Source organism: Saccharibacillus sp. WB 17, from assembly GCF_008634075.2.
Classification (GTDB): domain Bacteria; phylum Bacillota; class Bacilli; order Paenibacillales; family Paenibacillaceae; genus Saccharibacillus; species Saccharibacillus brassicae.
In genome coordinates this window covers 110,558-133,108 of record NZ_VPFK02000015.1, presented here as the reverse complement: position 1 = coordinate 133,108, position 22,551 = coordinate 110,558, and the positions used below count along the sequence as shown (strand labels likewise).

Below are 22,551 nucleotides of genomic sequence, written 5' to 3'. Positions count from 1 at the left end.
CGATCGTTTATGAAGATTACTCTCATGAAGATTGAAGATCACCGGGATGCGGACAGTTTGTCCGTATCCCTTTTATTATGGGCAAATAAGCCCTTGCAACAAACTCGATTCGGAGGTGGACGGTTATTAGTAAGGACCATATGATCAATGAGGAAATCCGGGCGCGCGAAGTACGCCTGGTAGGCGCAGAAGGCGAACAAATCGGAATCAAGCCGATTCGTGAAGCGCTTCAGATGGCAGCAGACCTGAATTTGGATTTGGTGAACATGGCGCCACAAGCGAAACCGCCGGTTTGCCGGATCATGGATTACGGCAAGTTCCGTTATGAGCAGCAGAAGAAAGACAAGGAAGCCCGCAAGAATCAGAAGATCGTCGAGCTCAAAGAAGTTCGCTTCAGCGCGAATATCGAAGAGCACGATTATCAGACGAAACTTCGCAACGTGGTGAAATTCCTCGAAGCCGGCGACAAAGTGAAATGCTCCGTGCGTTTCCGCGGCCGCGAGATCACGCACGCTTCGCTCGGCCAAAGAGTGCTCGAACGCGTTCGGAACGAAGTGGCGGAACTGTCCGTCGTCGACCGTCAGCCTAAGCTCGAAGGCCGCAGCATGATTATGATTTTGGGTCCGAAAAACCAATAGGGGGAAAGTACAATGCCTAAAATGAAAACACACAGCAGTCTGAAAGGCCGGTTCAAAATTACGGGTACCGGCAAAGTCACTCGTTACAGCTCGCACAAAAACCACCTGCTTTCGCACAAATCCAAGCGCGCAAAGCGTAACCTCAAAGCCGATCATTTGATGGCTCCAGGTGACGTTAAGCGTCTGGCACAAGGACTCAAGCAACTGAAATAGTCTCACACATAACCGACTGGGAGGTCTTTAGATATGGCAAGAGTGAAGGGCGGATTTGTAACACGTCGTCGTCATAAAAAAGTATTGAAGCTGGCAAAGGGTTATTTCGGTTCGAAACACCGCATTTTCAAAACCGCGAAAGAGCAAGTCAACAAATCGTTGGTGTACGCTTACCGCGACCGTCGTCAGACGAAACGCAACTTCCGCAAACTGTGGATCGTTCGTATCAACGCGGCAGCACGCCAAAGCGGACTTTCGTACAGCAAAATGATGCACGGCCTCAAACTGGCAGGCATCGACGTGAACCGCAAAATGCTGGCTGACCTGGCTGTAAACGACCTTACGGCGTTCAACACCCTGGCATCCGCAGCAAAAGAAAAAATCAACGCGTAACACGAGCGTCGACAAGGCTCCTTTCCCGAAATTCATATTTCGCGGCAGGGGCCTTTTTCTATGCGTAAAAAAAGATGGATTTAGGCCGCTTTATTTAGTCCTTTAACGCGTTTAGACGATGGTTCCTTAAATGAAGAAAGGGATTGTTCGTTATTAAGTCACAACGCATGTAAAGTTTGACAAAGGTAAGCGGTATCATATCTGGAAATACGAATTTTATTTTTGAAACGCCTTTTTAACAGTAGATTTTGTCCGGTCCTGAATGTATAATCTGTAAAGCGAAAGCATACCTGATGAGAGAGACGGTTGCGGTCCGGGAACTCCGGAACATACGACAAGCGCTCGCCTTACGCAGGCAAAGATCCTAAGGGGGAACTATCCAAAATGAAAAAAGCTGTAAAATTCTCGATCTTCATGCTGTTGGCCTTCTCGCTCGTCTTGGCCGCATGCGGCAACAATAACAGCGGCGGCGGAACGGCTGCGACAGGCAGCGAAGGCGAAGCGGGCACGGCAGCCAAAAGCGATATCAAAATCGCGATGGTTACCGACACCGGCGGCGTAAACGACAAGTCGTTCAACCAAACTTCGTGGGAAGCTCTGCAAGCGCTTGAGAAAGAACAAGGCATTACGGTCAAGTACCTGCAAAGTAAAAGCGAAGCGGACTATCAGCCTAACCTCAACCAATTCGTCAAAGACGGATATAACCTCACTTGGGGCATCGGTTTCGCCCTTGAAAGCGCACTGAAAGATATCGCCGGCCAAAACCCGGATTCCAATTTCGCGATCATCGACGCGGCTGTTGACGCGCCGAACGTCGAATCCGTTCTGTTCTCCGAAAACGAAGGCGCGTTCCTCGTCGGCGTAGTTGCAGGCAAAATGACGAAAACGAACAAAATCGGCTTCGTCGGCGGTATGGATTCCCCGACGATCAAAAAGTTCGAAGTCGGCTTCAAAGCCGGAATCGAAGCTTCGAATCCTGAAGCGCAATTCACTTCCGTATACGCAAGCGGATTCGACAAGCCGGACGAAGGCAAATCGGCTGCGGCAACTCTGTACAACGACGGCGCGGACATCGTGTTCCAAGCGGCCGGCGGCACAGGAACAGGCGTATTCAACGAAGCACTGGACCGCAAGAACCAAGGCCAGGAAGTATGGGTTATCGGCGTAGACAAAGACCAATCGATCGAATTCGGTACCGAAGTCACGCTGACTTCCATGATCAAGCGCGTAGACGTAGCGATGAAGACCGTTTCGCAGCAGGTCATCGACGGAACGTTCAAAGGCGGCACGATCACGACTCTGGGTCTTAAGGACGACGGCGTAGGCATTGCCGACACTTCGAGCGTCAACGTACCGCAAGAAGTGCTGGACGAAGTGCAATCGTACAAAGAAAAAATCGTGAACGGCGAAATTAAGGTTCCTGCCGAATAATCGTTATCCATTAAGATTTACATGATATAATACTTTCGACAAGGCCGGTTCCTTGAACCGGCCTTGTCGTTACGTTTACCACTAAATCGAACACTTTGCGTCGGCCCGATCCCGTATTTTCTGCTGAAAAGGGGTAGGGTCGGCGCACTACTATGAAGAATGAAGGGTGATTCCATGGCTGCTGCAGCTCCCGTTGTCGAGTTAAAGCAAATAACGAAGCGTTTTCCCGGAATCGTCGCCAACGATTCGATCAGCATCCAGCTGCAAAAGGGCGAAATTCATGCCCTGCTCGGCGAGAACGGTGCAGGTAAATCGACACTGATGAATATCCTGTTCGGGCTGTATCAGCCGGACGAAGGTCACATCGAGATTAATGGGAACAAAGTCGCAATCGACAGTCCGAACAAAGCGATCGATCTCGGAATCGGCATGGTCCACCAGCATTTCAAGCTGGTTCAACCGTTTACCGTAACCGAAAATATCATTCTCGGCATGGAACCTGCCAAAGCGGGCATCCAGATCGATTACAAGACCGCTTCGGAAAAAGTGAAAAAGTTGTCCGACCAGTACGGATTCCATATCGATCCGAATGCCAAAATCGAAGATATTTCCGTCGGCATGCAGCAGCGTGTCGAAATTCTCAAAACGCTTTATCGCGGCGCGAACATCCTGATCTTCGACGAACCGACTGCCGTGCTCACTCCGCAGGAAATATCGGAATTGATCGAGATCATGCGCCGGCTCGTGGCCGAAGGCAAGTCGATCATCCTGATTACCCATAAACTGAAAGAAATCATGTCCGTTTCCGATACGGTGACGATCATTCGCCGCGGCAAAGTCGTCGACTCCGTCAAGACGAGCGAGACCAGCCCGTTCGAATTGGCAGAGAAAATGGTCGGACGGAACGTTTCGTTCAAAGTGGACAAAAAGCCGGCCGAACCGGGCGAAATGGCTGTCGAAGTCGAGAACGTATCGATCAAAAACAAAGACGGCATCGCGCTGCTCGACGGCATGACGTTTAACGTGCGCCGCGGCGAAATCGTCGGCGTCGCCGGCGTCGACGGCAACGGGCAGACCGAAATCATCGAAGCGCTGTCCGGCCTGCGCAAGATCGACAGCGGTTCGATCCGCCTCAACGGCAAAGAAATCGGCAGCCATACGCCGAGACAGATTTCCGAAGCGGGCGTCGGCCATATCCCGGAAGACCGGCACAAGCACGGTCTCGTGCTGGACTTTACCGTCAGCGAGAACATGGTGCTTGAGAGCTACTACAAAGAGCCTTACACGAAGCGCGGCTTCCTGAATTTCCGCGCGATCAACGATCTGGCCAAGCGTCTCGTCGAGAACTTCGACGTGCGCACGCCGAGCATTCAGACCAAAGCGCGTTCGCTGTCCGGCGGCAACCAGCAAAAAGCGATCATCGCGCGCGAGATCAACAAAAATCCGGACTTCCTGATCGCGGCCCAGCCGACGCGCGGACTCGACGTCGGGGCGATCGAATTCGTGCAGTCGCAGCTGATCCAGCAGCGCGATCAGGGCAAAGCGGTCCTGCTCGTGTCGTTCGAACTGGACGAAATTTTGAACGTGTCGGACCGCATTATCGTCGTCTATGAAGGCAAGGTCATCGGCGAAGTGCGTCCGGAAGAGACGAACGACCAGGAGCTTGGCCTGATGATGGCCGGCAGCCGGCAGGGAGGAACGCGAAAATGAATAAATTTCTGAAATGGTTCGCGAGCGATTCGGTCATCGTCTCGCTTGCGGCCATCGTCATGGGCCTGCTGCTGGGCGCCGTCGTCATGATGATCGGCGGCTACAACCCGATCACGGCTTACGGCGCGCTGATCAGCCGGGTCTTCGGCGATCCGTACGGCTTCGGCGAAGCGCTGCGGGAGATGACGCCGCTCGTCCTGACCGGCCTTGCGGTCGCGTTCGCGTTCCGCGCGGGCATGTTCAATATCGGCGCGGAAGGCCAGGTGCTTATGGGCATGACCGGCGCCTCGCTGATCGGCATCAAGCTGACCGGCCTGCCGGCGCTGATCCACGCGCCGCTTGCCATCATTGTGGGCGCCCTGTTCGGCGGACTGTGGGCGGCGCTTGCCGGCTACATCAAAGCCAAGCGCGGCGTCAACGAAGTCATCACGACGATTATGCTGAACTGGACGGCGCTGTTCCTGTGCAACTACCTCGTGCGCACATTCCTGCTCATGCCGGGCAATCAGCGTTCGGTCGATATTCAACCGAGCGCTTCGATCTCGATCGGCTGGCTGTCGGAGATGATGGGCAATGCACGCGTGCACTGGGGCATTCTGCTGGCCATGCTCGCTTCGACGTTCTTCTATTACTTCCTGTGGAAAACGAAGCAGGGCTTCGAGCTGCGCGCGGTCGGCAGCAACCCGGAAGCGGCGCGTTATGCCGGGATCAACGTCAACAAGAACATCGTCAAGGCGATGTTTATCAGCGGCGTGTTCGCGGGTCTTGCGGGCGCGTTCGAGACGCTTGGCGTCTTCCATTACCAGAGCGTCTACTCGTCCCTGCCGGGCTACGGCTTTAACGGGATCGCCGTGGCGCTGCTCGGGATGACCCATCCGTTCGGCGTGCTTGCCGGCGCGGGTCTGTTCGGTACGCTGACGTACGGCTCCGCGGGCATGAGCTTCGATGCCGGCGTTCCGCCGGAAATTATCCAGATCGTCATCGGATCGATCATATTCTTTATCGCGGCGCAAGGGATCGTTCGCTTTATCCTCAAGCCCGTTTATAAGCGCAAGAAAGAGAAGGTGTTGTAATGGATCTTCTGATATTCGGCAACCTGCTCAATACGACGCTCGTCTTCTCGACCGCCCTGATCTTCGCCGCGCTCGGCGGATTGTTCTCGGAGCGTTCGGGCATCGTGAACATCGGCATTGAAGGTTTGATGGTCTTCGGCGCTTTTGCGGCGGCAGTCGGCACGCATTACGCGGAAGAAGCCGGCATGGGGAGCGGGGCTCCCTGGGTCGGCCTGCTGACCGCGATCGTAGTCGGCGTGCTCGGCTCGCTGATTCACGCTGTGGCGACCATTACGTTCAAAGCGGACCAGACCATCAGCGGCGTGGTCATCAACTTCCTGGCGACCGGCATTACGCTGTACCTCGTGAAGCTGCTGTTCGACGGCGCGGGCGAGACTCCGCTCCTGCTGCACCGTCTGGCGAAGTTGAGCTTCCCGGATCTGGCTTCGATTCCGGTCCTCGGTCCGATTCTCGGCGTAGGCGTACTCAACTCGTATCCGACGACGTTTATCGCGATCATTCTCGTCTTCGTGACGTATTACGTCCTGTACAAGACGAAGTTCGGCCTGCGCCTGCGCGCGGTCGGCGAACATCCGAGCGCGGCGGACACGATGGGCATCAACGTCAATCGCATGCGCTATATCGGCGTTATGCTGAGCGGCGCGCTGGCCGGTCTCGGCGGTGCGACGATCACGCTGACGACGACCGGACTGTTCTCGCACACGACGATCTCCGGTCAGGGCTTTATCGCCATCGCCGCGCTGATCTTCGGCAAGTGGAACCCGCTCGGCATTTTGGGCGCGGCCATGTTCTTCGGCTTCTCGCAGGCGATTCGCAACTACGTGCAGCTGTTCGAATGGTCGGCCAGCATTCCGCAGGATTTCATCCTGATGCTGCCGTACGTGCTGACCGTCATCGTGCTCGTCGTGGCGATCGGCAAGTCGAGAGCTCCCGGCGCGCTCGGGGAAGCGTACGACCCCGGCAAGCGCTGAGCCGGCATTCGGTTCGCGGTTTCGGCGCGTTCCGAATGTCTTCTTGGGGGATACCGACTCGAATTCCCGATATCTGGTTATCGCTAGGCATACAACCGCTTTTCTTCCGTTTTTTGACGGGGGAAAAGCGGTTTTTGTCTTTCTCTGGCGGACATATCGACTGCCCCGAATGTATGCCGCCGTTCCGGTTTTTGTTTTTTGTTTAAAATAGGTGTTGACTTCGTTAAAACTAAAGTCATATAATAACCCTAACATTCAGCAACAAACAGTATTGAATAACTGATCGGCTATGAAGAGGACGAAGTTTTAAGGGCTCTTTTGCCAGAGAGCGGGGAAGCAACACGCTGTAATCCACCGCCTTAATCCCTTATATACGAGCTCACCTCGGAGCCATTTTCCTGAACGACGAACGTTCTTCCATGATCTTCGCGGAAGATAACGTCCGGTTACTAGGGAGAATCGTGAGGTTCGCGTTATGAACCGCGAGTTTGGAATCGGAGGTTTCGATTTCGGACCCGCTTGAGGCTGTGCACCGAGAGGTGTCGGCAAATTTGGGTGGTACCACGTGAGGATAATAACCTTTCGTCCCTCGAAGCAGATATCTGCTTTGTGGGGCGGAAGGTTTTTTGGTTTTTATAACGACTGCCCGACGCGCATCCGTACAACGAATAACGGAAAAACTCCGTTACGGCGGCCCTTTGCAAATCGATGATGTGAGATTGATGTGATATTTGGGAGGAGGAAGAACGATGAGCGCACATATGCCAGATGCACAATCGACGGAAGAGTTGAAAGAAAAATGGGTGGATAAACAAGAAGTCCTCACAGGTTCGGACATTCTTCTCCGCAGCCTCGTTCTCGAAGGCGTAAAATGCGTGTTCGGTTATCCGGGTGGAGCGGTGCTGTACATTTACGACGCCATGTACGGATTCAAAGACTTCCATCACGTACTGACCCGGCACGAACAGGGCGCGATCCACGCGGCCGACGGTTATGCCCGCGCAGCCGGCGAAGTCGGGGTCTGCATCGCCACTTCCGGACCGGGAGCGACCAACCTGGTAACAGGCATCGCGACGGCCTACATGGACTCCACGCCGCTCGTCATCATTACCGGCAACGTCGCTTCGACGCTGATCGGAACCGACGCTTTCCAGGAAGCCGATATCACGGGCATCACGATGCCGATCACGAAGCACAGCTACCTGGTACGCAGCGTCGACGAGCTTCCGCGCATCATTCACGAAGCTTTCCATATCGCGAACACGGGCCGCAAAGGTCCGGTCCTGATCGACATTCCAAAAGACGTGTCGGCCGCGATGACGTTGTTCCAGCCGCATACGGAGCCGGTTGCGCTGCGGGGCTACAATCCGCGGATGGCACCGAACAAGCTGCAGGTCGAACGACTGGCCGAAGCGATCTCCAACGCGGAACGCCCGCTGATCCTGGCAGGCGGAGGCGTCGTCTACTCCGGCGGCCACGAAGCGCTGCTGGAACTGGTCGAGAAAACGGGGATCCCGATCACGACCACGCTGCTCGGCCTGGGCGGTTTCCCGAGCGGGCATGAACTGTGGCTCGGCATGCCGGGCATGCACGGCACGTTCGCTTCGAACATGTCGATTCAGGAAGCGGATCTGCTGATCAGTATCGGAGCGCGGTTCGACGACCGGGTAACCGGCAAGCTGAACGGGTTCGCGCCGAAAGCCAAAATCGCGCATATCGATATCGACCCGGCTGAAATCGGCAAAAACGTCAAAACGGACATTCCGATCGTCGGCGACGTCAAAACGGTGCTGGAATTGCTCAACAAAACGGTCAAACGGGCCGAAAGCGCGGACGAATGGCGCTCGCAGCTTCAACAATGGAAAGCGGAGAAGCCATTCAGTTACAAAGACGATTACAAAGAAGACGAGATCGGATTGAAACCGCAGTGGGTCGTGGAACTGCTGAACGAGACGACGAACGGCGAAGCGATCGTGACGACGGACGTCGGCCAGCACCAGATGTGGGCCGCGCAGTACTACAAGTTCAACCAACCACGTTCCTGGATCACTTCCGGCGGCCTGGGCACGATGGGCTTCGGCCTTCCGTCGGCGATCGGCGCGCAGATGGCGCAGCCCGATCGGCTGGTCATCTCGGTCAACGGCGACGGCGGCGTGCAGATGTGTTCGCAGGAACTCGCGATCTGCGCGATCAACAACATTCCGGTCAAAGTCGTCATCTTGAACAATCAGGTGCTCGGCATGGTTCGCCAGTGGCAGGAACTGATCTACGACAACCGGTACAGCCATATCGACCTGTCCGGCAGCCCCGACTTCGTCAAGCTGGCGGAAGCGTACGGCGTCAAGGGATTGCGGGCGTCGACCAAGGAAGAAGCACGCAGAGTGTGGCAGGAAGCGCTGGATACGCCGGGACCGGTCGTAATCGACTTCGTGGTCGAGAAAGGCGAGAACGTGTATCCGATGGTACAGCAGGGCAAGACGCTGGATCAAATGCTGATGGGGGACGAGTAAAGATGACGAATACGACGCATACCAAACATACCATCGCCATCCTGGTCAATGACCAACCGGGCGTCCTGCAGCGGGTATCGGGACTGTTCGGCCGACGCGGCTTCAATATCGAGAGCATCACGGTCGGCCAATCGGAAGAAAAAGGCATTTCCCGGATGGTCATCGTAAGCACCGGCGACGACAAGACGATCGAGCAGATCGAGAAGCAGCTGTACAAAATCATCGACGTCATCAAAGTCGTTGATCTCAGCGCCAATCCGATGGTCGGACGGGAACTCGCTCTTATCAAAGTGAAATCCGATCCGGGGACGCGGCCGGAGATCATGGGCCTCGTCGAGACGTTCCGCGCGGCGGTCGTGGACATCGGCACGAACAGCCTGATGGTCCAGGTCGTCGGAGACACGGAGAAGATCGACGCGATGATCGAACTGCTGTCGCCGTACGGCATTCGCGAACTGTCCCGCACCGGCGTCACGGCCATGATTCGCGGCAACGCCTAACGGGGTCCCGCACGCCGCCGGAGCGGCAGCGGTCGGCCGGATTATTTTGAACACTGCACAATTGAACATCGACTGATCGAACACGGTCTAACCGAACACGCCCCAATCGAACACCACATAAGAACGACGGCTTCATCCGCCCGGACGGGCGGGGAGCTGAACGGAACCGCCCCCCGAAGCCGCGTCGGGACTTCCGGTTCCGCTGAGCTACCCGCTTGTTTGGGCAGGGTTGAGGCTTTATACACAAAGGAGGAAATAAGAATGGCAATTACGACTTATTACGAAAATGATGCGGACCTGAGCGTGCTTCAAGGAAAGACGATCGCGATTATCGGCTACGGAAGCCAGGGACACGCGCACGCGCAAAACCTGCGCGACAGCGGCCTGCAGGTTGTCGTCGGCCTTCGTGAAGGCAAATCGGCCAACAAGGCCAAAGAAGACGGGTTCGAAGTGCTGTCGGTTGCCGAAGCGACCAAACGCGCCGACATCGTTCAGATCCTCATGCCGGACGAAACGCAAGCCTCCGTGTATAAAAGCGAAATCGAACCGAACCTCAAATCCGATGCGACCCTGCTGTTCGCGCACGGCTTCAACGTTCACTTCGGTCAGATCGTCGCCAAAGAAGGCAACGACGTCCTGCTCGTCGCTCCGAAATCGCCGGGCCATATGGTTCGCAGAACGTATGAAGAAGGCTTCGGCGTACCGGGCCTGATCGCGATCCACCAGAACGCTACGGGCAAAGCGAAAGACATCGGCCTCGCGTATGCCAAAGGCATCGGCTGTACCCGTGCCGGCGTTATCGAGACTTCGTTCCGCGAAGAGACCGAGACCGACCTGTTCGGCGAACAAGCCGTACTGTGCGGCGGCGTGAGCGCGCTGGTCAAAGCGGGCTTCGAAACGCTGACGGAAGCCGGCTACGCGCCGGAAATGGCTTACTTCGAATGCCTGCACGAGCTGAAGCTGATCGTCGACCTGATGTACGAAGGCGGCCTCTCCACGATGCGCGATTCCATCAGCAACACGGCGGAATACGGCGACTACGTGACCGGACCCCGCATCGTAACGGAAGACACGAAGAAAGCGATGAAAGAAGTGCTGACGGATATCCAACAGGGCAAATTCGCGCGTGACTTCATGCTGGAGAACCAATCTGGCCGCGCTTTCCTGACGGCTACCCGCCGCAACGAATCGGAGCATCAGCTGGAAGTCGTGGGCGCACAGCTGCGCGACATGATGCACTGGATCAAGAAGTAAGATTTCGAAGCATGAAACGGGGCTATCCCGGGCCGCGTGCAAGCGCGACCGGGGCAGCCCTTTTCCATCTCGACACTTCAACCGAAAAAGGAGGCGTAATCCGTGCGGAAAATTCATATCTTCGATACGACGCTGCGTGACGGGGAACAATCGCCCGGCGTGAACCTGAATACCCGTGAGAAAGTCGAAATCGCGCATCAATTGGAAAAATTGGGCGTGGATCGGATGGAAGCCGGATTCCCGGCCGCGTCGCCGGGCGATCTGGCCGCGGTCAACGCGGTGGCCCGCGCCGTCAAAAACGTGAGCGTCGTCGGCTTGGCGCGTTCGCGCGAAGGCGATATCGATGCGGTTCGGGAAGCGCTGCAGGGAGCGGCCGATCCGTGCCTGCACATCTTCCTGGCCACTTCGCCGATTCACCGGCAGTACAAGCTGAAGATGGAAAAGCATCAGGTACTGGAAGCGGCGCAGTCCGCGCTCCGTTACGCCAAAAAATATTTCTCGAAAATCGAGTTTTCGCTGGAAGACGCCGGTCGTACCGAACCGGACTTCCGCGCCGAAATGGTCGCCATGGCGATCCGCGAAGGCGCTTATGTCGTCAATATTCCGGATACGGTCGGTTATTTGAACCCGGCCGAGTACGGCGCGATTTTCCGCCATCTCAAGGAAACGGTGCCGGGCATCGAGAAAGTGCAGCTCAGCGCGCACTGCCACGACGACCTCGGTATGGCGACGGCGAACACGCTGGCTGCCATCCTGAACGGAGCGGACCAGATCGAAGGCACGATCAACGGGATCGGAGAACGCGCGGGCAATACGGCGATCGAAGAAATCGCCATGGCGCTTGAGACCCGGGCCGACTACTTCGGCGCAAAGACCGGCCTGGTATTGGGCGAGATCGCCCGCACGAGCCGCCTCGTCAGCAAGCTGACCGGCATGAACGTGCCGGGCAACAAAGCGATCGTCGGCGCGAACGCTTTTGCGCACGAATCGGGCATCCATCAGGACGGCATGCTCAAAGAGAAAACGACGTACGAGATCATGTCGCCGCAGACGGTCGGCTTCAAGGAGAGCAAGCTGGTGCTCGGCAAGCACTCCGGCCGCCATGCATTCCGCGAACAGCTGCTGGAAATGGGCTATACGCTGGAAGACGAGCAGCTGAACGCGGCGTTCGCCCGCTTCAAAGACCTGGCGGACAAGAAAAAGGAAATTACCGACGACGACCTGCTGGCGCTGCTCGAAGAGCGCCTGGCGGACGCCCCGGAGAAATACGCGCTGGAGTCGCTGAGCTTCTCGTTCGCGACGGAAGCGGCCCCGACAGCTACCGTTACGGTGTCGGTCGAAGGCGAAGGCAGCCGCACGGCCAAATCGGGCGGCAACGGTACCGTCGATTCGATCTATAACGCGATCGATCAGGCTGTCGGCGAAGAAGTGACGCTGGTCGACTATTCGATCCAGGCCGTGACGCTCGGCAAGGACGCGCTCGGCGAAGTGCACGTCACGATGCGCCAGGGCGAGAACGAAGTCCGCGGCCGCGGCGTCAGCACCGACGTGCTCGAAGCGAGCGCCCGCGCTTATGTCGACGCGCTGAACCGCCTGGCAGAGAACCGCCGAGTGCCGGGCGGCCGCAAAGGCGCCGAGAAAGTCTGGTAGACAGCAAGGCGCCCCGAATCGGGGCAAGACAAAAAGCGGTACCGCTGATCCGGCAATCGGATAGCGGTACCGCTTTTTTGATGCGAAATCCGGAATTCAGGATCCGGGATCTAGCATCTGCCTGCGCTGCTTACCAGGCGTACGCGTTCGGGGCGGATCCGCCCGGTCCCGGGAAGATTTCGTCCAGGCGCTTCAGCTCGGCTTCGCCCAGCTTCACGTCCACGATGCGCAGCGCGTCTTCGAACTGCTCGAACGTGCGGGGACCGATGATTGGAGCCGTAACGGCCGGATTCACCAGTACCCACGCAAGCGCAACCGTATCCTGCGCTTCGCCCAGTTCTTCGCTGAGCGTTTTGAACTGCTCAAGCTGCTCTTTGTGCTTGTCCACCAGTTCGGCGTTGCCGCCGCTGCGCGAACCTTCGATCTTCTTGAGCGCGTTGCGGCCGAGCAGTCCGCCGGCAAGCGGGCTCCACGGAATGACGCCGAGGCCGAGCGCTTCCGAAGCCGGAAGCACTTCGAGTTCCGGTTCGCGGGTCAGCAGGCTGTATTTGTGCTGCTCGGAGATCAAGCCGAGGAAGCCGCGCTTTTCCGCTTCTTTCTGCGCCACGGCGATATCCCAGCCCGCAAAGTTGCTGGAGCCGACGTAGCCGATTTTGCCCTGGTTAACGGCCACTTCGAACGCGCCCCACAGTTCGTCCCAGCTTGCGTTGCGATCGACGTGGTGCATTTGGTACAGTTCGACGTGGTCGGTCTGCAGGCGCTTCAGCGAACCTTCCAGGTGACGGCGGATTTTGTAGGCGGACAAGCCGCGGTCTCCGTTCGGACCGTCCGTTTCGTCACCCATGCCGCCGTAAACTTTGGTCGCAAGCACGACTTTTTCCCGGCGGCCTCCGCCCTGCTTGAACCAGCGGCCCAAAATTTCTTCGGTCAGGCCGGCGTTGTCTTTGCCTCCGTAAACGTTTGCAGTATCGAAGAAGTTGACTCCGGCGTCGAGCGCCGCGTCCATGATGCGGAACGATTCTTTTTCGTCGGTCTGGCCTCCGAAATTCATCGTGCCCAGACAGATGCGGCTGACTTTAAGACCCGATTTTCCCAAATACGTATATTCCATGTTCTTCGTTCATCTCCTCGATTAGATCGTTTGACGAAACAGATTCTACTACCATTACCCTATTTATTGTAACAATCCCACGAATCCGAATCAAATTTCTTAACGTAAGCGCAAATAGTCCAAAACGTTTTCGGTAAACGCTTTTTTTTTCGGGGCCGCTCGGCTCGTTCCGTCGTTGCTTAAGTCGTTACTTAATAGGTAAAACCTATGAAGTTCATAGTTTCTATATCTTGGTCAATCCCTGACGGAGTATGTTACTGTTTTTGAATAAAGGTTTGCACCCGGAAGCGGCGACGGAAGGCGCGAGCGTTTCGCCGGCGGGAATTTGACGAGAAGAGGAAGTGCGACACATGGCTGAGACGAAAAAGATCGCGGTAATCGCAGGAGACGGCATCGGGCCGGAAGTGGTGGCGGAAGCGGAAAAAGTGCTGCAAAAAGTCGGCGAAGTGTTCGGCTATACGTTCGAAACGGAGCACGCGCTGTTCGGCGGGATCGCCATCGATCAAAAAGGTACGCCGCTGCCCCAGGAAACGCTCGACGTGTGCAAACGCGCCGACGCCGTGCTGCTGGGCGCGGTCGGCGGTCCGCAGTGGGACAACAACCCCAAAGAGCTGCGTCCGGAGACGGGCCTGCTCGGCATCCGCAAAGAGCTCGGCCTGTTCTCGAATCTGCGTCCGGCCGTCGTGTTCGACTGTCTCAAGGACGCGTCCACGTTGAAGCCGGAAGTGCTTGAAGGCACCGACCTGATGGTCGTGCGCGAGCTGACCGGCGGCATCTACTTCGGCGAGAAGTTCCGCCGCGAGACGGAATTCGGCGAAGAAGCGGTCGATACGTGCGCGTACAACGTCACGGAGATCGAGCGCATCGCCCGCCAGGGATTCGAGATCGCGATGAAGCGCCGCAAGAAGCTCGCTTCGGTCGACAAGGCGAACGTGCTCGAAACGTCGCGCCTGTGGCGGGAAACGGTTATTCGCGTATCCGCGGAATATCCGGAAGTGGAACTGGAGCACGTGCTCGTCGACAACTGCGCGATGCAGCTGCTGCGCCGTCCGTCGAGTTTCGACGTCATCGTGACGGAGAACATGTTCGGCGATATCCTGAGCGACGAAGCGGCGATGCTGACCGGTTCGATCGGCATGCTGGCGTCCGCTTCGCTCGGCGAAGGCAGCTACGGGCTGTACGAGCCCGTACACGGTTCCGCGCCGGATATCGCCGGACAAGGGCTGGCGAACCCGATCGCGACGATCTTGTCGACCGCGTTGATGCTGCGTCTGACGTTCGGTTACAGCGAAGCAGCCGACGCGATCGAACGGGCTGTGGCGGAAGTGCTGGACGCCGGACACCGCACGAGCGACATCGCCGCGGGACGCGGCAACGCACTGTCCACGACGCAAATGGGCGAGCAAATTCTCAACGCGATTCGCAAATGATAATGATTATAAATAAATAAGCGTTCCAATCTTGACTTCGAAAAATCCCGGTGATAACATGGTGTTATAGTTTCAGAATATGCAGAAAACACTCGTCACCGGGTGTCATTTTGAAGGAGGATTTACACAATGGCAGAACGTTTGGTAGGCAAACCGGCTCCGGCCTTTACAATGGAAACTGTATCCGGAGACGGACAGGATTTCGGCAAAGTATCGCTTGAAGATTACCGCGGCAAATGGCTCGTGTTCTTCTTCTACCCGCTCGACTTCACTTTCGTATGCCCGACCGAAATTACGGCAATCAGCGACGCTTACGGCGATTTCCAGACGCTTGATACCGAAGTTCTCGGCGTCAGCATCGACTCCGTGCACAGCCACAAAGCATGGATCGCGGCTCCGACCGAAATCGGCGGTCTCGGCAAAATCAACTTCCCGCTCGCTTCGGACATCACGAAAAAAGTGGCAAGCGATTACGGCGTCCTGATCGAAGAAGAAGGCGTAGCTCTGCGCGGCCTGTTCATTATCGATCCGGAAGGCGAACTGAAGTACCAGGTCGTGAACCACAACGACGTGGGCCGCAGCGTTGAAGAGACTCTGCGCGTGCTTCAGGCTCTGCAATCGGGCGGACTGTGCCCAATGAACTGGAAACCGGGCGACCAAACCCTGTAAGGGTTCCTCGCGGATTCGGCAGCGGCCGGGTCGACGGTTTAGCGTTAAAGCCTTCTTTCCGGCCTCTGCCGGAAAGAGGGCTTTTTTGTCCCCCGAATCGCTGGCGCACCTCGAAATTCCGTGCTAAAATGGGGCCAGGAAACATCGAAAAAGCACACGTTTTTTTGCAAAAGTATTCAAAATTCCGTCGGCAGGTTGATTATACAGATAGGGATCAGTTAATGAAGGAGAGTGAACGGCCATGAGTTTTTGCTGCGGAGCCAGTATGATCGGAACGAAGGGGACGCTGACCCACTACCGGACCCAGGTTCACAACGTTCCTCTGCTGCATTGCCCGGTATGCCAACGGATCGAAGTTCATTATAAAGTCGAAAGCGAATACGAGATTCTGGCCGAATACGCGCACGGCGACGGCGAATCGGAGATCGATTTCCAGGATTACATTCTCGAAGACGATGCGGAGATTTTCGCGAACTGCGTCAGTCTCGAGAGCGAAGACAAGATGGAAACGGTGCGCAACCAGATCGATTTGTCGCTGGATCTGCTCGGTTTTGCCAAACAGACCGAAGACAAGCGCTGGCAGCTCGACCTCAAGCGCCGCCTGGCCGTCATGAGCCAGAAGCTGGAGAAGCTTCAGCATCACAACAGCAAAGGCAGAACATAAAAGTGCTGCCTCCTATACGCCTGCCGGAAGAGATCCTTGCGATCCTTCCGGTTTTTTGTTTGGCCGCATTTGGAAAACGCTATCTTATTTGCTAAAATGGAAATGAGGAAGAAACAGGAAAACATTACGCTAACGCTTCGAGGACATAAGCCGGAATGCGCCATTTTTCGATTTATACGGAAGCCGCTGCCAAAAGACGGAGGAATGTTCATGCAAAACGTACAGGAACTCGCTTCAAGGCTCAAGCAAAATATCGGGAATATCATTGTGGGCAAAGACGCGGAAGTCGATCTGCTGCTGACCGCGCTGCTGGCTTCGGGACATGTGCTGCTGGAAGACGTGCCGGGCACGGGCAAGACGATGCTGGCCAAAAGTCTCGCGTCGTCGCTCAGCCTGACTTTTCAACGGATCCAATTCACGCCCGACCTGCTGCCTTCCGACTTGACCGGCATCCACTTTTACAATCAAAAAGACGGCGAGTTCCATTTCCGCCCGGGGCCGCTGTTCGCGCGCGTCGTGTTGGCGGACGAGATCAACCGGGCGACGCCGCGTACCCAATCGAGTCTGCTGGAGTGCATGGAAGAGCGGCAGATCAGCGTGGACGGGCAGACGATGAAGCTGGAGCAGCCGTTCATGGTGCTGGCTACGCAGAATCCGGTCGATAACCAGGGCACGTTCCCGCTGCCGGAAGCGCAGATGGACCGGTTCATGATCCGCATGAAGCTCGGCTATCCGTCGGCGTCGGAAGGCCGCGAAATTTTGCGCCGCACCGTGCAGGCGGGAGGACTGAACGCGGAATCGGCGATAACGACCGCCACGGCGGAAGAAGTGCTGGAAGCGCAGCGGTCGTGCCGCAGCGTGACGATCGCCGACGACCTGCTCGACTACATCGTCGCGCTGGCGGATGCGTCAAGAAGCCATCCCGAGCTTGCGCTCGGCATCAGCCCGCGGGGCACCCAGTCGCTGCTGCGCGCCTGCCAGGCGTACGCGGCGCTCAAAGGGCGCGATTACGTGCTGCCCGACGATATCAAAACGCTGCTTGTGCCTGTCTGCGCGCACCGGCTGGTGCTGAACAACCGCTACGACGTGCAGGACAATCCCGCCGAGCGCATTTTGGCCGAATTGACGGAAAGCATCCCTGTTCCGAGCGAAAAGGGACTGGAAAGCGAAGTGAGATAAATGGCGCTGTTTGGGCTTTTGCTCCTGGTCGGACTGATCGTGATCGTTCAGGGATGGCTGCTCGGCAGACCTGCGCTGGCCCGTCTCGATTACAAGCGCGATTTCAGCAAATACACGTGCCGGGCGGGGGAGAAAATCGAGATGGTCGAGACGCTCTCCAACCGCAAGCCGCTGCCGGTGCCGTGGCTGAGACTCGAAGCGATGCTGCCGTCGGCGCTGCAGTTTGCCCGCAGCGATGACACGAACGTCAGCGAAGGACATATTTACCAAAACCATACGAGCCTGTTCACGCTGCCGCCGCGCACGAAGATTACGCGTACGCACCGGATCGTCTGCGAGGCCCGGGGCATCTACCGGATCGAGTCGGCGACGATGACGGGCGGCGATCTGTTCGGGATGTATGCGCCTTCAAAAAAGGTCGATCTGCATATGCGCATGGTGATCTATCCCCGCACGCTTGGCGACGGCGAACTGCCGATCTCGTGGAAAACGTGGCAGGGGGAACTTGCGGTACGCCGCTGGATCGTCGAAGACCCGTTCATCATGACCGGCGTGCGCGAATATGCGCAGGGCGATCCGATGAACCGGATTCACTGGAAAGCGAGCGCGCGAACGGGACAGCTTCAAGTTCACAAAAGCGGATTTTCCGCCGATCCGCGCGTCGTGATCCTGCTCAACGTCGAAGACTCGGAGTCGATGTGGAGCGTCGTGACCCGGACGGGACTGATCGAACGCCAGCTGTCGCTGGCCGCGACCTGCGCCGCTTCGCTGATCGGGCAGGGCATGGCCTCGGGCTTCGCGCACAACGGCGATTCGCAGCTGGGCGAAGAAGGCTGCCGGCTGGAGACCGATTACGGTCCGGTGCATTTGAACCGGATCATGGAAGCGCTGGCCGGGTTGGAGTTGAAGTCCCGGCTGCCGTTCCATGACCTGCTTCAACTGGAAGCGCAGCGCGAATTCCGGGAACCGATCGATTATCTCGTCGTGACCGCGCACCGCTCCGATAAGGTCCGGGAAGCGATCGCGTCGCTGGAACGGCTCGGTCACCGGGTAGGCGTCACCGGCTTTGCGGCGAACGAGCCGGGGCTTGTGTCCTCGGGCGTTCGTTCGTCGCAGCGCCGCGAATCGGAACGCCGAGAGGAGGCCGTATTATGACGAAAACGACCCGAACCCGTTCCCGCTCCATTTCCCGTACAGGGCCGCTGCTGCAGGGATTCGGCCGTCCGGCCGCCTATTCGCTGCTGGAAACGCTGGCCGCGTACGCGGCGGTCGTGCTGGTCGCGCATTATGCCGTGAAAGTGTCCGACCTGCTGCTGCTTCTGCCGATCCTGGCGCTGCATCTGTCGGCGAACCTGATCGGGCTGCGGCAGGCGGAGCAGCGGATCGGCGGCGCGGCCGCCGCTTTGCCGTTTGCCGCCGCGCTGCTGCTCGGACTTGCTTTTCCCGGCGGCTGGCTCGTCAAAGGAAGCGCCGCGGCCGTGCTGCTGCTCGCGGCGCTGCGCGGACTGCTGACCGGGCGGAGGCAGCTGTGGGACCAGATGCAGCTGCGCATTCCGCTCTCGGGTGTGGCGGCCATGCTCATTTTGTACATAGTTGCCGGGCGAATACCGGATTTGAACGAATACCGGCCGCTGCTCTACATGGTCTCGACGCTTGCGCTTGCGCTGACGCTGCTGCTGCTTAACGGCGACCGCGTGCGCACGGCGGCCGGGCAGGAGACGTCCGCTTTGTCGGGCGTGCTGACGCAGAACCGGCGCTTGACCTGGATCGTGGCGGCGCTTATCGTCATAGCCGGATTGATCGGCGGTCCGACGGGCGCGCTGAACGCGCTGCGCGACTGGTGGTTGTCGATCTTCGGCGGCTCGCTGCCGGGCAATCCGCCGGCGGCGGAACCGGTCCAGCCGATGCCCGGCGTCGACGCGTCCCAGTTCGAACAGTTGGGCGAGGCGGGAGAGACGCCGCTGTGGCTCAAGCTTATCGGCTATATTCTGCTGGGCTTGTTCTGGATCGCGGCTGTTCTGGGGATCGGCTGGCTGCTGTACCGGCTGCTGGGCCGCTGGCTGCCGAACGGCATCCGCAACCTGATCGCGAAGATCGCTTCCCGGTTCGGGCTGATGCGCGCGGTCCGCTTGGCTGCGTCGAATGTCAATTACACAGACAAAGCGGAGAAGTTGAAAGAAAACAAAACCGCTGGCTTCGCGCGCTTTTTCCGGCGGGAACGCCGCGAAGCCGACTATGGAGGCGACGATCCGCGGCTGCGCTATCGCAGCGTCGTGCTGCACGCTTCGCGCAAAGGCTTTCCGCTGCGGCCGAGCCGCACGCCGGCCGAGAACGGCCGCGAGCTGTCGCAGGGCCGGTACACGGAGCTGTCCGCCGAAGAACTGGAACGTCTCGTCGAGCGGTACAACGACGCGCGTTACCGCGATGCCGACAAGAATCGGTAACACCGTATTTTGAACGAAAGAGGGGAACGGCTTGGCTCTATTTTGGATGATATTGACCGTGGCGATCCTGGCGACGGCGCAGGCGCAGCTGATCGGGCGATCGGCTCTGAGAGGGGTCCGGTACAGCCGCAAGTTCAACAAGGACCGCTGCCATGCCGGGGACAATCTGGAGATGGTCGAGATCATCGAGAACGACAAGAGGCTGCCGATTCCGTGGCTGCGGCTCGAATCGGAATTTCCCGCCGTTTTTCGGTTTCGCGGATCGACCGCTCTCAAGCAGGAACGGGGCAGCGTCTATCAGACGCATACGAGCGGATTCACGATCATGCCGAGGCGGCGCGTTACCCGCCGGCATTTCGTCACCTGCGAAGGCCGCGGCATCTTCCGGCTGTCCACCGTATTCATGACTTCGGGCGACCTGCTCGGTTTCGTGCTGCGTTCGCGCTCCGAGAATGTACAGGCTCCGCTGATCGTCTATCCCCGGCTGCTGGAAGAACGCCGGCTGCCGCAGGAGTGGCGCAGCTGGCAGGGAGAATTCGCGGTGCGCCGCTGGATTCTGGCGGACCCGTTCCTGATCGAAGGCTCGCGCGAATACGCGCCGGGCGATCCGATGAACCGGATTCACTGGAAAGCGAGCGCCCGTACCGGCGGCCTCCAGACGTATCGGCAGGGACATTCCGCCGATCCGCGGGTCATGCTCGTGCTTGATATCGGCACGGTAACGCCGGGACTTCGCGGCGGCGGAGGCGAGCCGGAAGCCGAGCATGCGATCAGCCTGGCGGCGACGATCGCCGCGCGGCTGATCGCGGACGGCGTGCCGGTCGGGCTGGCGCATAACGCGCATACGCTGTCGCTGCCGCGAATTCCTGTCGGCGGCGGAGCGGGGCAGCTGCGCCTGCTGTTGGAAGCGATGGCCGGTATTCGGCTCAAAGTGCAGCGTTCGCTTGCCGAATGCCTGATGGCCGAAGCCCGCGAAGTCGGACCGGCTCGCGATTACATCGTGATCGCGTCGGGCGGGGAAGCCGGGATCGGTCCGGCTGTTGCCCGGCTGGAGCGGCTGGGCCACAAGGTCAGCCTGATCGACCCCGGCTTCTTATCGGCTGATGGCTCCGCCGCCGATGCCTCCGTCGATTCCGGTGCTTCCCGTGCTTCCGGCGCTTCCGATCCGGCTCCGGGCCGTGCGGCGCCGCGGCACATCCCGCTGCGGAAGGAGGCGGAAGCATGAACCGAAATTTGTTCAAAGCGCTGGAGACCGCCATTCGCGACACCGCGCTGTTCTACCCGCTGCTTCTGCTTCTGTCGCTGTACGTGTTCGACTTGTCCCCCTACGTACTGGCCGGACTGTTCGGTCTCTGCCTTATGGCCGGAGCCGCAGCCGCCGGGATTCTCGGCGGGCAGCGGGCTTACGCCGCCGCGCTTGTGCTTCCGCTGGTGCCGGCGCTGCTGGTGCTGGCGTGGTCCGCCTGGCTCGGGCTGCGCATCGTACCGCTGCTGCTTCTGCTATGCGCGGCCGGCGTGCGCGGCGTCTACCGCCTGAACGGGGCGGTGAGCGGGCGCCGCGATACGCCGCTTGTCTTCGCCGGGCTGCTGGGAGGCATCGTCGTCTACACCGCCGCGCTGCGCCCGGGACTGCTGGAACCGTATGCGTTCTCGGTCTACACGGCCTGTACGGTGACGCTGCTCGTCCAGCTGCTGCGCTGGAACGAACGCCGGGTGCGGGAAGCGATGGGACTGTCGCAGGAAGCGGATCTCCCTTCGGGGCAGCTGCTGCGCATGAACCGGAGCTTTATGGCTGCCCTGCTGCTGTCCATTGTGCTGATCGGAGGCGCGACGCAGCTGTCCGTCGTGCTGGAATGGCTGTACCGGTTCTGGCTGTTCCTGCTGTACGGCGGCGTCGATCTCGATTACGTGCCGGAACCGCCGCCGATTCCCGCCGATCCGGCTTCTCCGGATGCCGAAGTCATCTACGATCTGGAGAACGAAGCGGAAGCCGGTCTGGGTCTGGACCGCTGGATCATCTACGGCGTGGCGCTGATCGCGCTGCTGTCGATCGGAACGGCCGTGTTCTTCCTGCTGCGGCTGCTGCACGAAGTGCTGTCCGAATGGCTGCCGGATTGGCTGAAGCGGCTGCTGCAAAATCTCCGCATCGCGGCGAAGCCGCTGCGTACAGCGGACGGGGAAGCGTACGCCGACACGACCGAAAAGCTCGGCGGCAAGCCGTCTTCCGGGCGAGCGGCGTCCGGAAGGGCGGCTTCCGAGCCGTCCGACCCAAACCGGCGCGCCTATTTCCGGCTCGTGCGCGCCGCGATCGAACGCGGGTACGCGTTCCGCCCCTGGCTGACGCCGAGCGAGACGGCCAAAGAAATCGCCGACAAGCCCGCTTACCGCGAGCAGAACGCGGAGCAGGTGCAGGAGCTGGTCGAGCGGTATAATCGCAGCCGGTATACGAAATAGGCCCGTATACGAAATGGAATGAAGAGCCGTTTTGGGCCGGGCGCACTCCAAACCGGAAAGGTCTGCGACAATTGTCATAAAAACGCGGAATTTCCGCTTTACTTTGCAGATCGCCTTGAGTATGATGAAAAAGCCCAAAACGGCGTTGCCCTTAAACCCACATTCGACTTTGAGAAAAGCGGGTGTAAGCCGACAAGGTTCCGACAGAGGAACCTTTTTTCTTGTTCCGAAAAAGAAAATTGTCTGATTTTGACGAA

At 58.4% G+C, this 22,551-nt stretch carries 20 protein-coding genes; 19 read left to right on the top strand and 1 reads right to left on the bottom strand.

Annotated elements, in window-relative coordinates; translation table 11 throughout:
- The first annotated feature begins 140 nt into the window (after window positions 1-140).
- The 11 genes from infC to FTE24_RS07815 all read left to right on the top strand — a co-directional run bounded on the left by infC (window position 141) and on the right by FTE24_RS07815 (window position 12,343).
- A complete protein-coding gene (infC, locus tag FTE24_RS07865; RefSeq protein ID WP_141449004.1) occupies window positions 141-638 on the top strand; it encodes a translation initiation factor IF-3 in 498 nt (165 codons plus the stop codon).
- A 12-nt stretch (window positions 639-650) separates the two neighbouring features.
- The gene (gene rpmI / locus FTE24_RS07860) at window positions 651-851 is read left to right on the top strand and encodes a 50S ribosomal protein L35 (protein WP_141449005.1); all 201 of its coding nucleotides are present in this window, start codon (window positions 651-653) and stop codon (window positions 849-851) included.
- Between the two features lie 33 nt (window positions 852-884).
- Window positions 885-1,244, top strand: a complete 360-nt coding sequence (rplT, locus tag FTE24_RS07855) for a 50S ribosomal protein L20 (RefSeq protein ID WP_141449006.1) — start codon at window positions 885-887, stop codon at window positions 1,242-1,244.
- 384 nt (window positions 1,245-1,628) lie between these two features.
- Entirely contained in the window at window positions 1,629-2,675 is a 1,047-nt protein-coding gene (locus FTE24_RS07850; protein ID WP_141449007.1) for a BMP family lipoprotein, read from the top strand.
- 174 nt (window positions 2,676-2,849) lie between these two features.
- Window positions 2,850-4,385, top strand: coding sequence for an ABC transporter ATP-binding protein (locus FTE24_RS07845; protein WP_141449008.1), 1,536 nt, complete (start codon window positions 2,850-2,852; stop codon window positions 4,383-4,385).
- Entirely contained in the window at window positions 4,382-5,458 is a 1,077-nt protein-coding gene (locus tag FTE24_RS07840; RefSeq protein WP_141449009.1) for an ABC transporter permease, read from the top strand. Before FTE24_RS07845 ends, FTE24_RS07840 begins: the two co-directional genes overlap by 4 nt.
- Window positions 5,458-6,429: an ABC transporter permease gene (locus tag FTE24_RS07835; RefSeq protein ID WP_150231475.1), complete on the top strand. Its 972-nt coding sequence runs from the start codon at window positions 5,458-5,460 to the stop codon at window positions 6,427-6,429. Before FTE24_RS07840 ends, FTE24_RS07835 begins: the two co-directional genes overlap by 1 nt.
- A 749-nt stretch (window positions 6,430-7,178) precedes the next feature.
- Window positions 7,179-8,939 carry a biosynthetic-type acetolactate synthase large subunit gene (gene ilvB, locus FTE24_RS07830; RefSeq protein ID WP_150231473.1) on the top strand — a complete coding sequence of 587 codons (1,761 nt, stop codon included), beginning with the start codon at window positions 7,179-7,181 and terminating at the stop codon, window positions 8,937-8,939.
- Between the two features lie 2 nt (window positions 8,940-8,941).
- Window positions 8,942-9,439 carry an acetolactate synthase small subunit gene (ilvN, locus tag FTE24_RS07825; protein WP_141449012.1) on the top strand — a complete coding sequence of 166 codons (498 nt, stop codon included), beginning with the start codon at window positions 8,942-8,944 and terminating at the stop codon, window positions 9,437-9,439.
- Window positions 9,440-9,700: 261 nt separating this feature from the next.
- On the top strand, window positions 9,701-10,693 hold the full coding sequence (gene ilvC / locus FTE24_RS07820) for a ketol-acid reductoisomerase (RefSeq protein WP_141449013.1): 993 nt from the start codon (window positions 9,701-9,703) through the stop codon (window positions 10,691-10,693).
- A gap of 102 nt (window positions 10,694-10,795) precedes the next feature.
- A complete protein-coding gene (locus FTE24_RS07815) occupies window positions 10,796-12,343 on the top strand; it encodes a 2-isopropylmalate synthase (protein ID WP_150231470.1) in 1,548 nt (515 codons plus the stop codon).
- A gap of 130 nt (window positions 12,344-12,473) precedes the next feature.
- On the opposite strand, the gene FTE24_RS07810 is transcribed toward FTE24_RS07815, so the two are convergent.
- A complete protein-coding gene (locus FTE24_RS07810) occupies window positions 12,474-13,454 on the bottom strand; it encodes an aldo/keto reductase (RefSeq protein WP_150231468.1) in 981 nt (326 codons plus the stop codon).
- A gap of 350 nt (window positions 13,455-13,804) precedes the next feature.
- On the opposite strand from FTE24_RS07810, the gene leuB reads away from it, so the two are divergent.
- From leuB to FTE24_RS07770, 8 genes are all read left to right on the top strand, one after another.
- Complete coding sequence (gene leuB, locus FTE24_RS07805) at window positions 13,805-14,884, top strand: 3-isopropylmalate dehydrogenase (protein ID WP_141449016.1); 1,080 nt, start codon at window positions 13,805-13,807, stop codon at window positions 14,882-14,884.
- A gap of 129 nt (window positions 14,885-15,013) precedes the next feature.
- The gene (locus FTE24_RS07800) at window positions 15,014-15,553 is read left to right on the top strand and encodes a peroxiredoxin (protein ID WP_141449017.1); all 540 of its coding nucleotides are present in this window, start codon (window positions 15,014-15,016) and stop codon (window positions 15,551-15,553) included.
- A 241-nt stretch (window positions 15,554-15,794) separates the two neighbouring features.
- A complete protein-coding gene (locus tag FTE24_RS07795) occupies window positions 15,795-16,217 on the top strand; it encodes a hypothetical protein (RefSeq protein WP_141449018.1) in 423 nt (140 codons plus the stop codon).
- 204 nt (window positions 16,218-16,421) lie between these two features.
- Window positions 16,422-17,396, top strand: a complete 975-nt coding sequence (locus FTE24_RS07790) for an AAA family ATPase (protein ID WP_202111793.1) — start codon at window positions 16,422-16,424, stop codon at window positions 17,394-17,396.
- On the top strand, window positions 17,397-18,551 hold the full coding sequence (locus FTE24_RS07785) for a DUF58 domain-containing protein (protein ID WP_150231464.1): 1,155 nt from the start codon (window positions 17,397-17,399) through the stop codon (window positions 18,549-18,551).
- A complete protein-coding gene (locus tag FTE24_RS07780) occupies window positions 18,548-19,840 on the top strand; it encodes a DUF4129 domain-containing protein (protein ID WP_150231462.1) in 1,293 nt (430 codons plus the stop codon). The genes FTE24_RS07785 and FTE24_RS07780 overlap by 4 nt, the downstream gene beginning before the upstream one ends.
- Window positions 19,841-19,871: 31 nt before the next feature.
- On the top strand, window positions 19,872-21,065 hold the full coding sequence (locus FTE24_RS07775; protein ID WP_150231460.1) for a DUF58 domain-containing protein: 1,194 nt from the start codon (window positions 19,872-19,874) through the stop codon (window positions 21,063-21,065).
- A complete protein-coding gene (locus FTE24_RS07770) occupies window positions 21,062-22,294 on the top strand; it encodes a DUF4129 domain-containing protein (RefSeq protein WP_150231459.1) in 1,233 nt (410 codons plus the stop codon). The genes FTE24_RS07775 and FTE24_RS07770 overlap by 4 nt, the downstream gene beginning before the upstream one ends.
- Window positions 22,295-22,551: the final 257 nt, after the last annotated feature.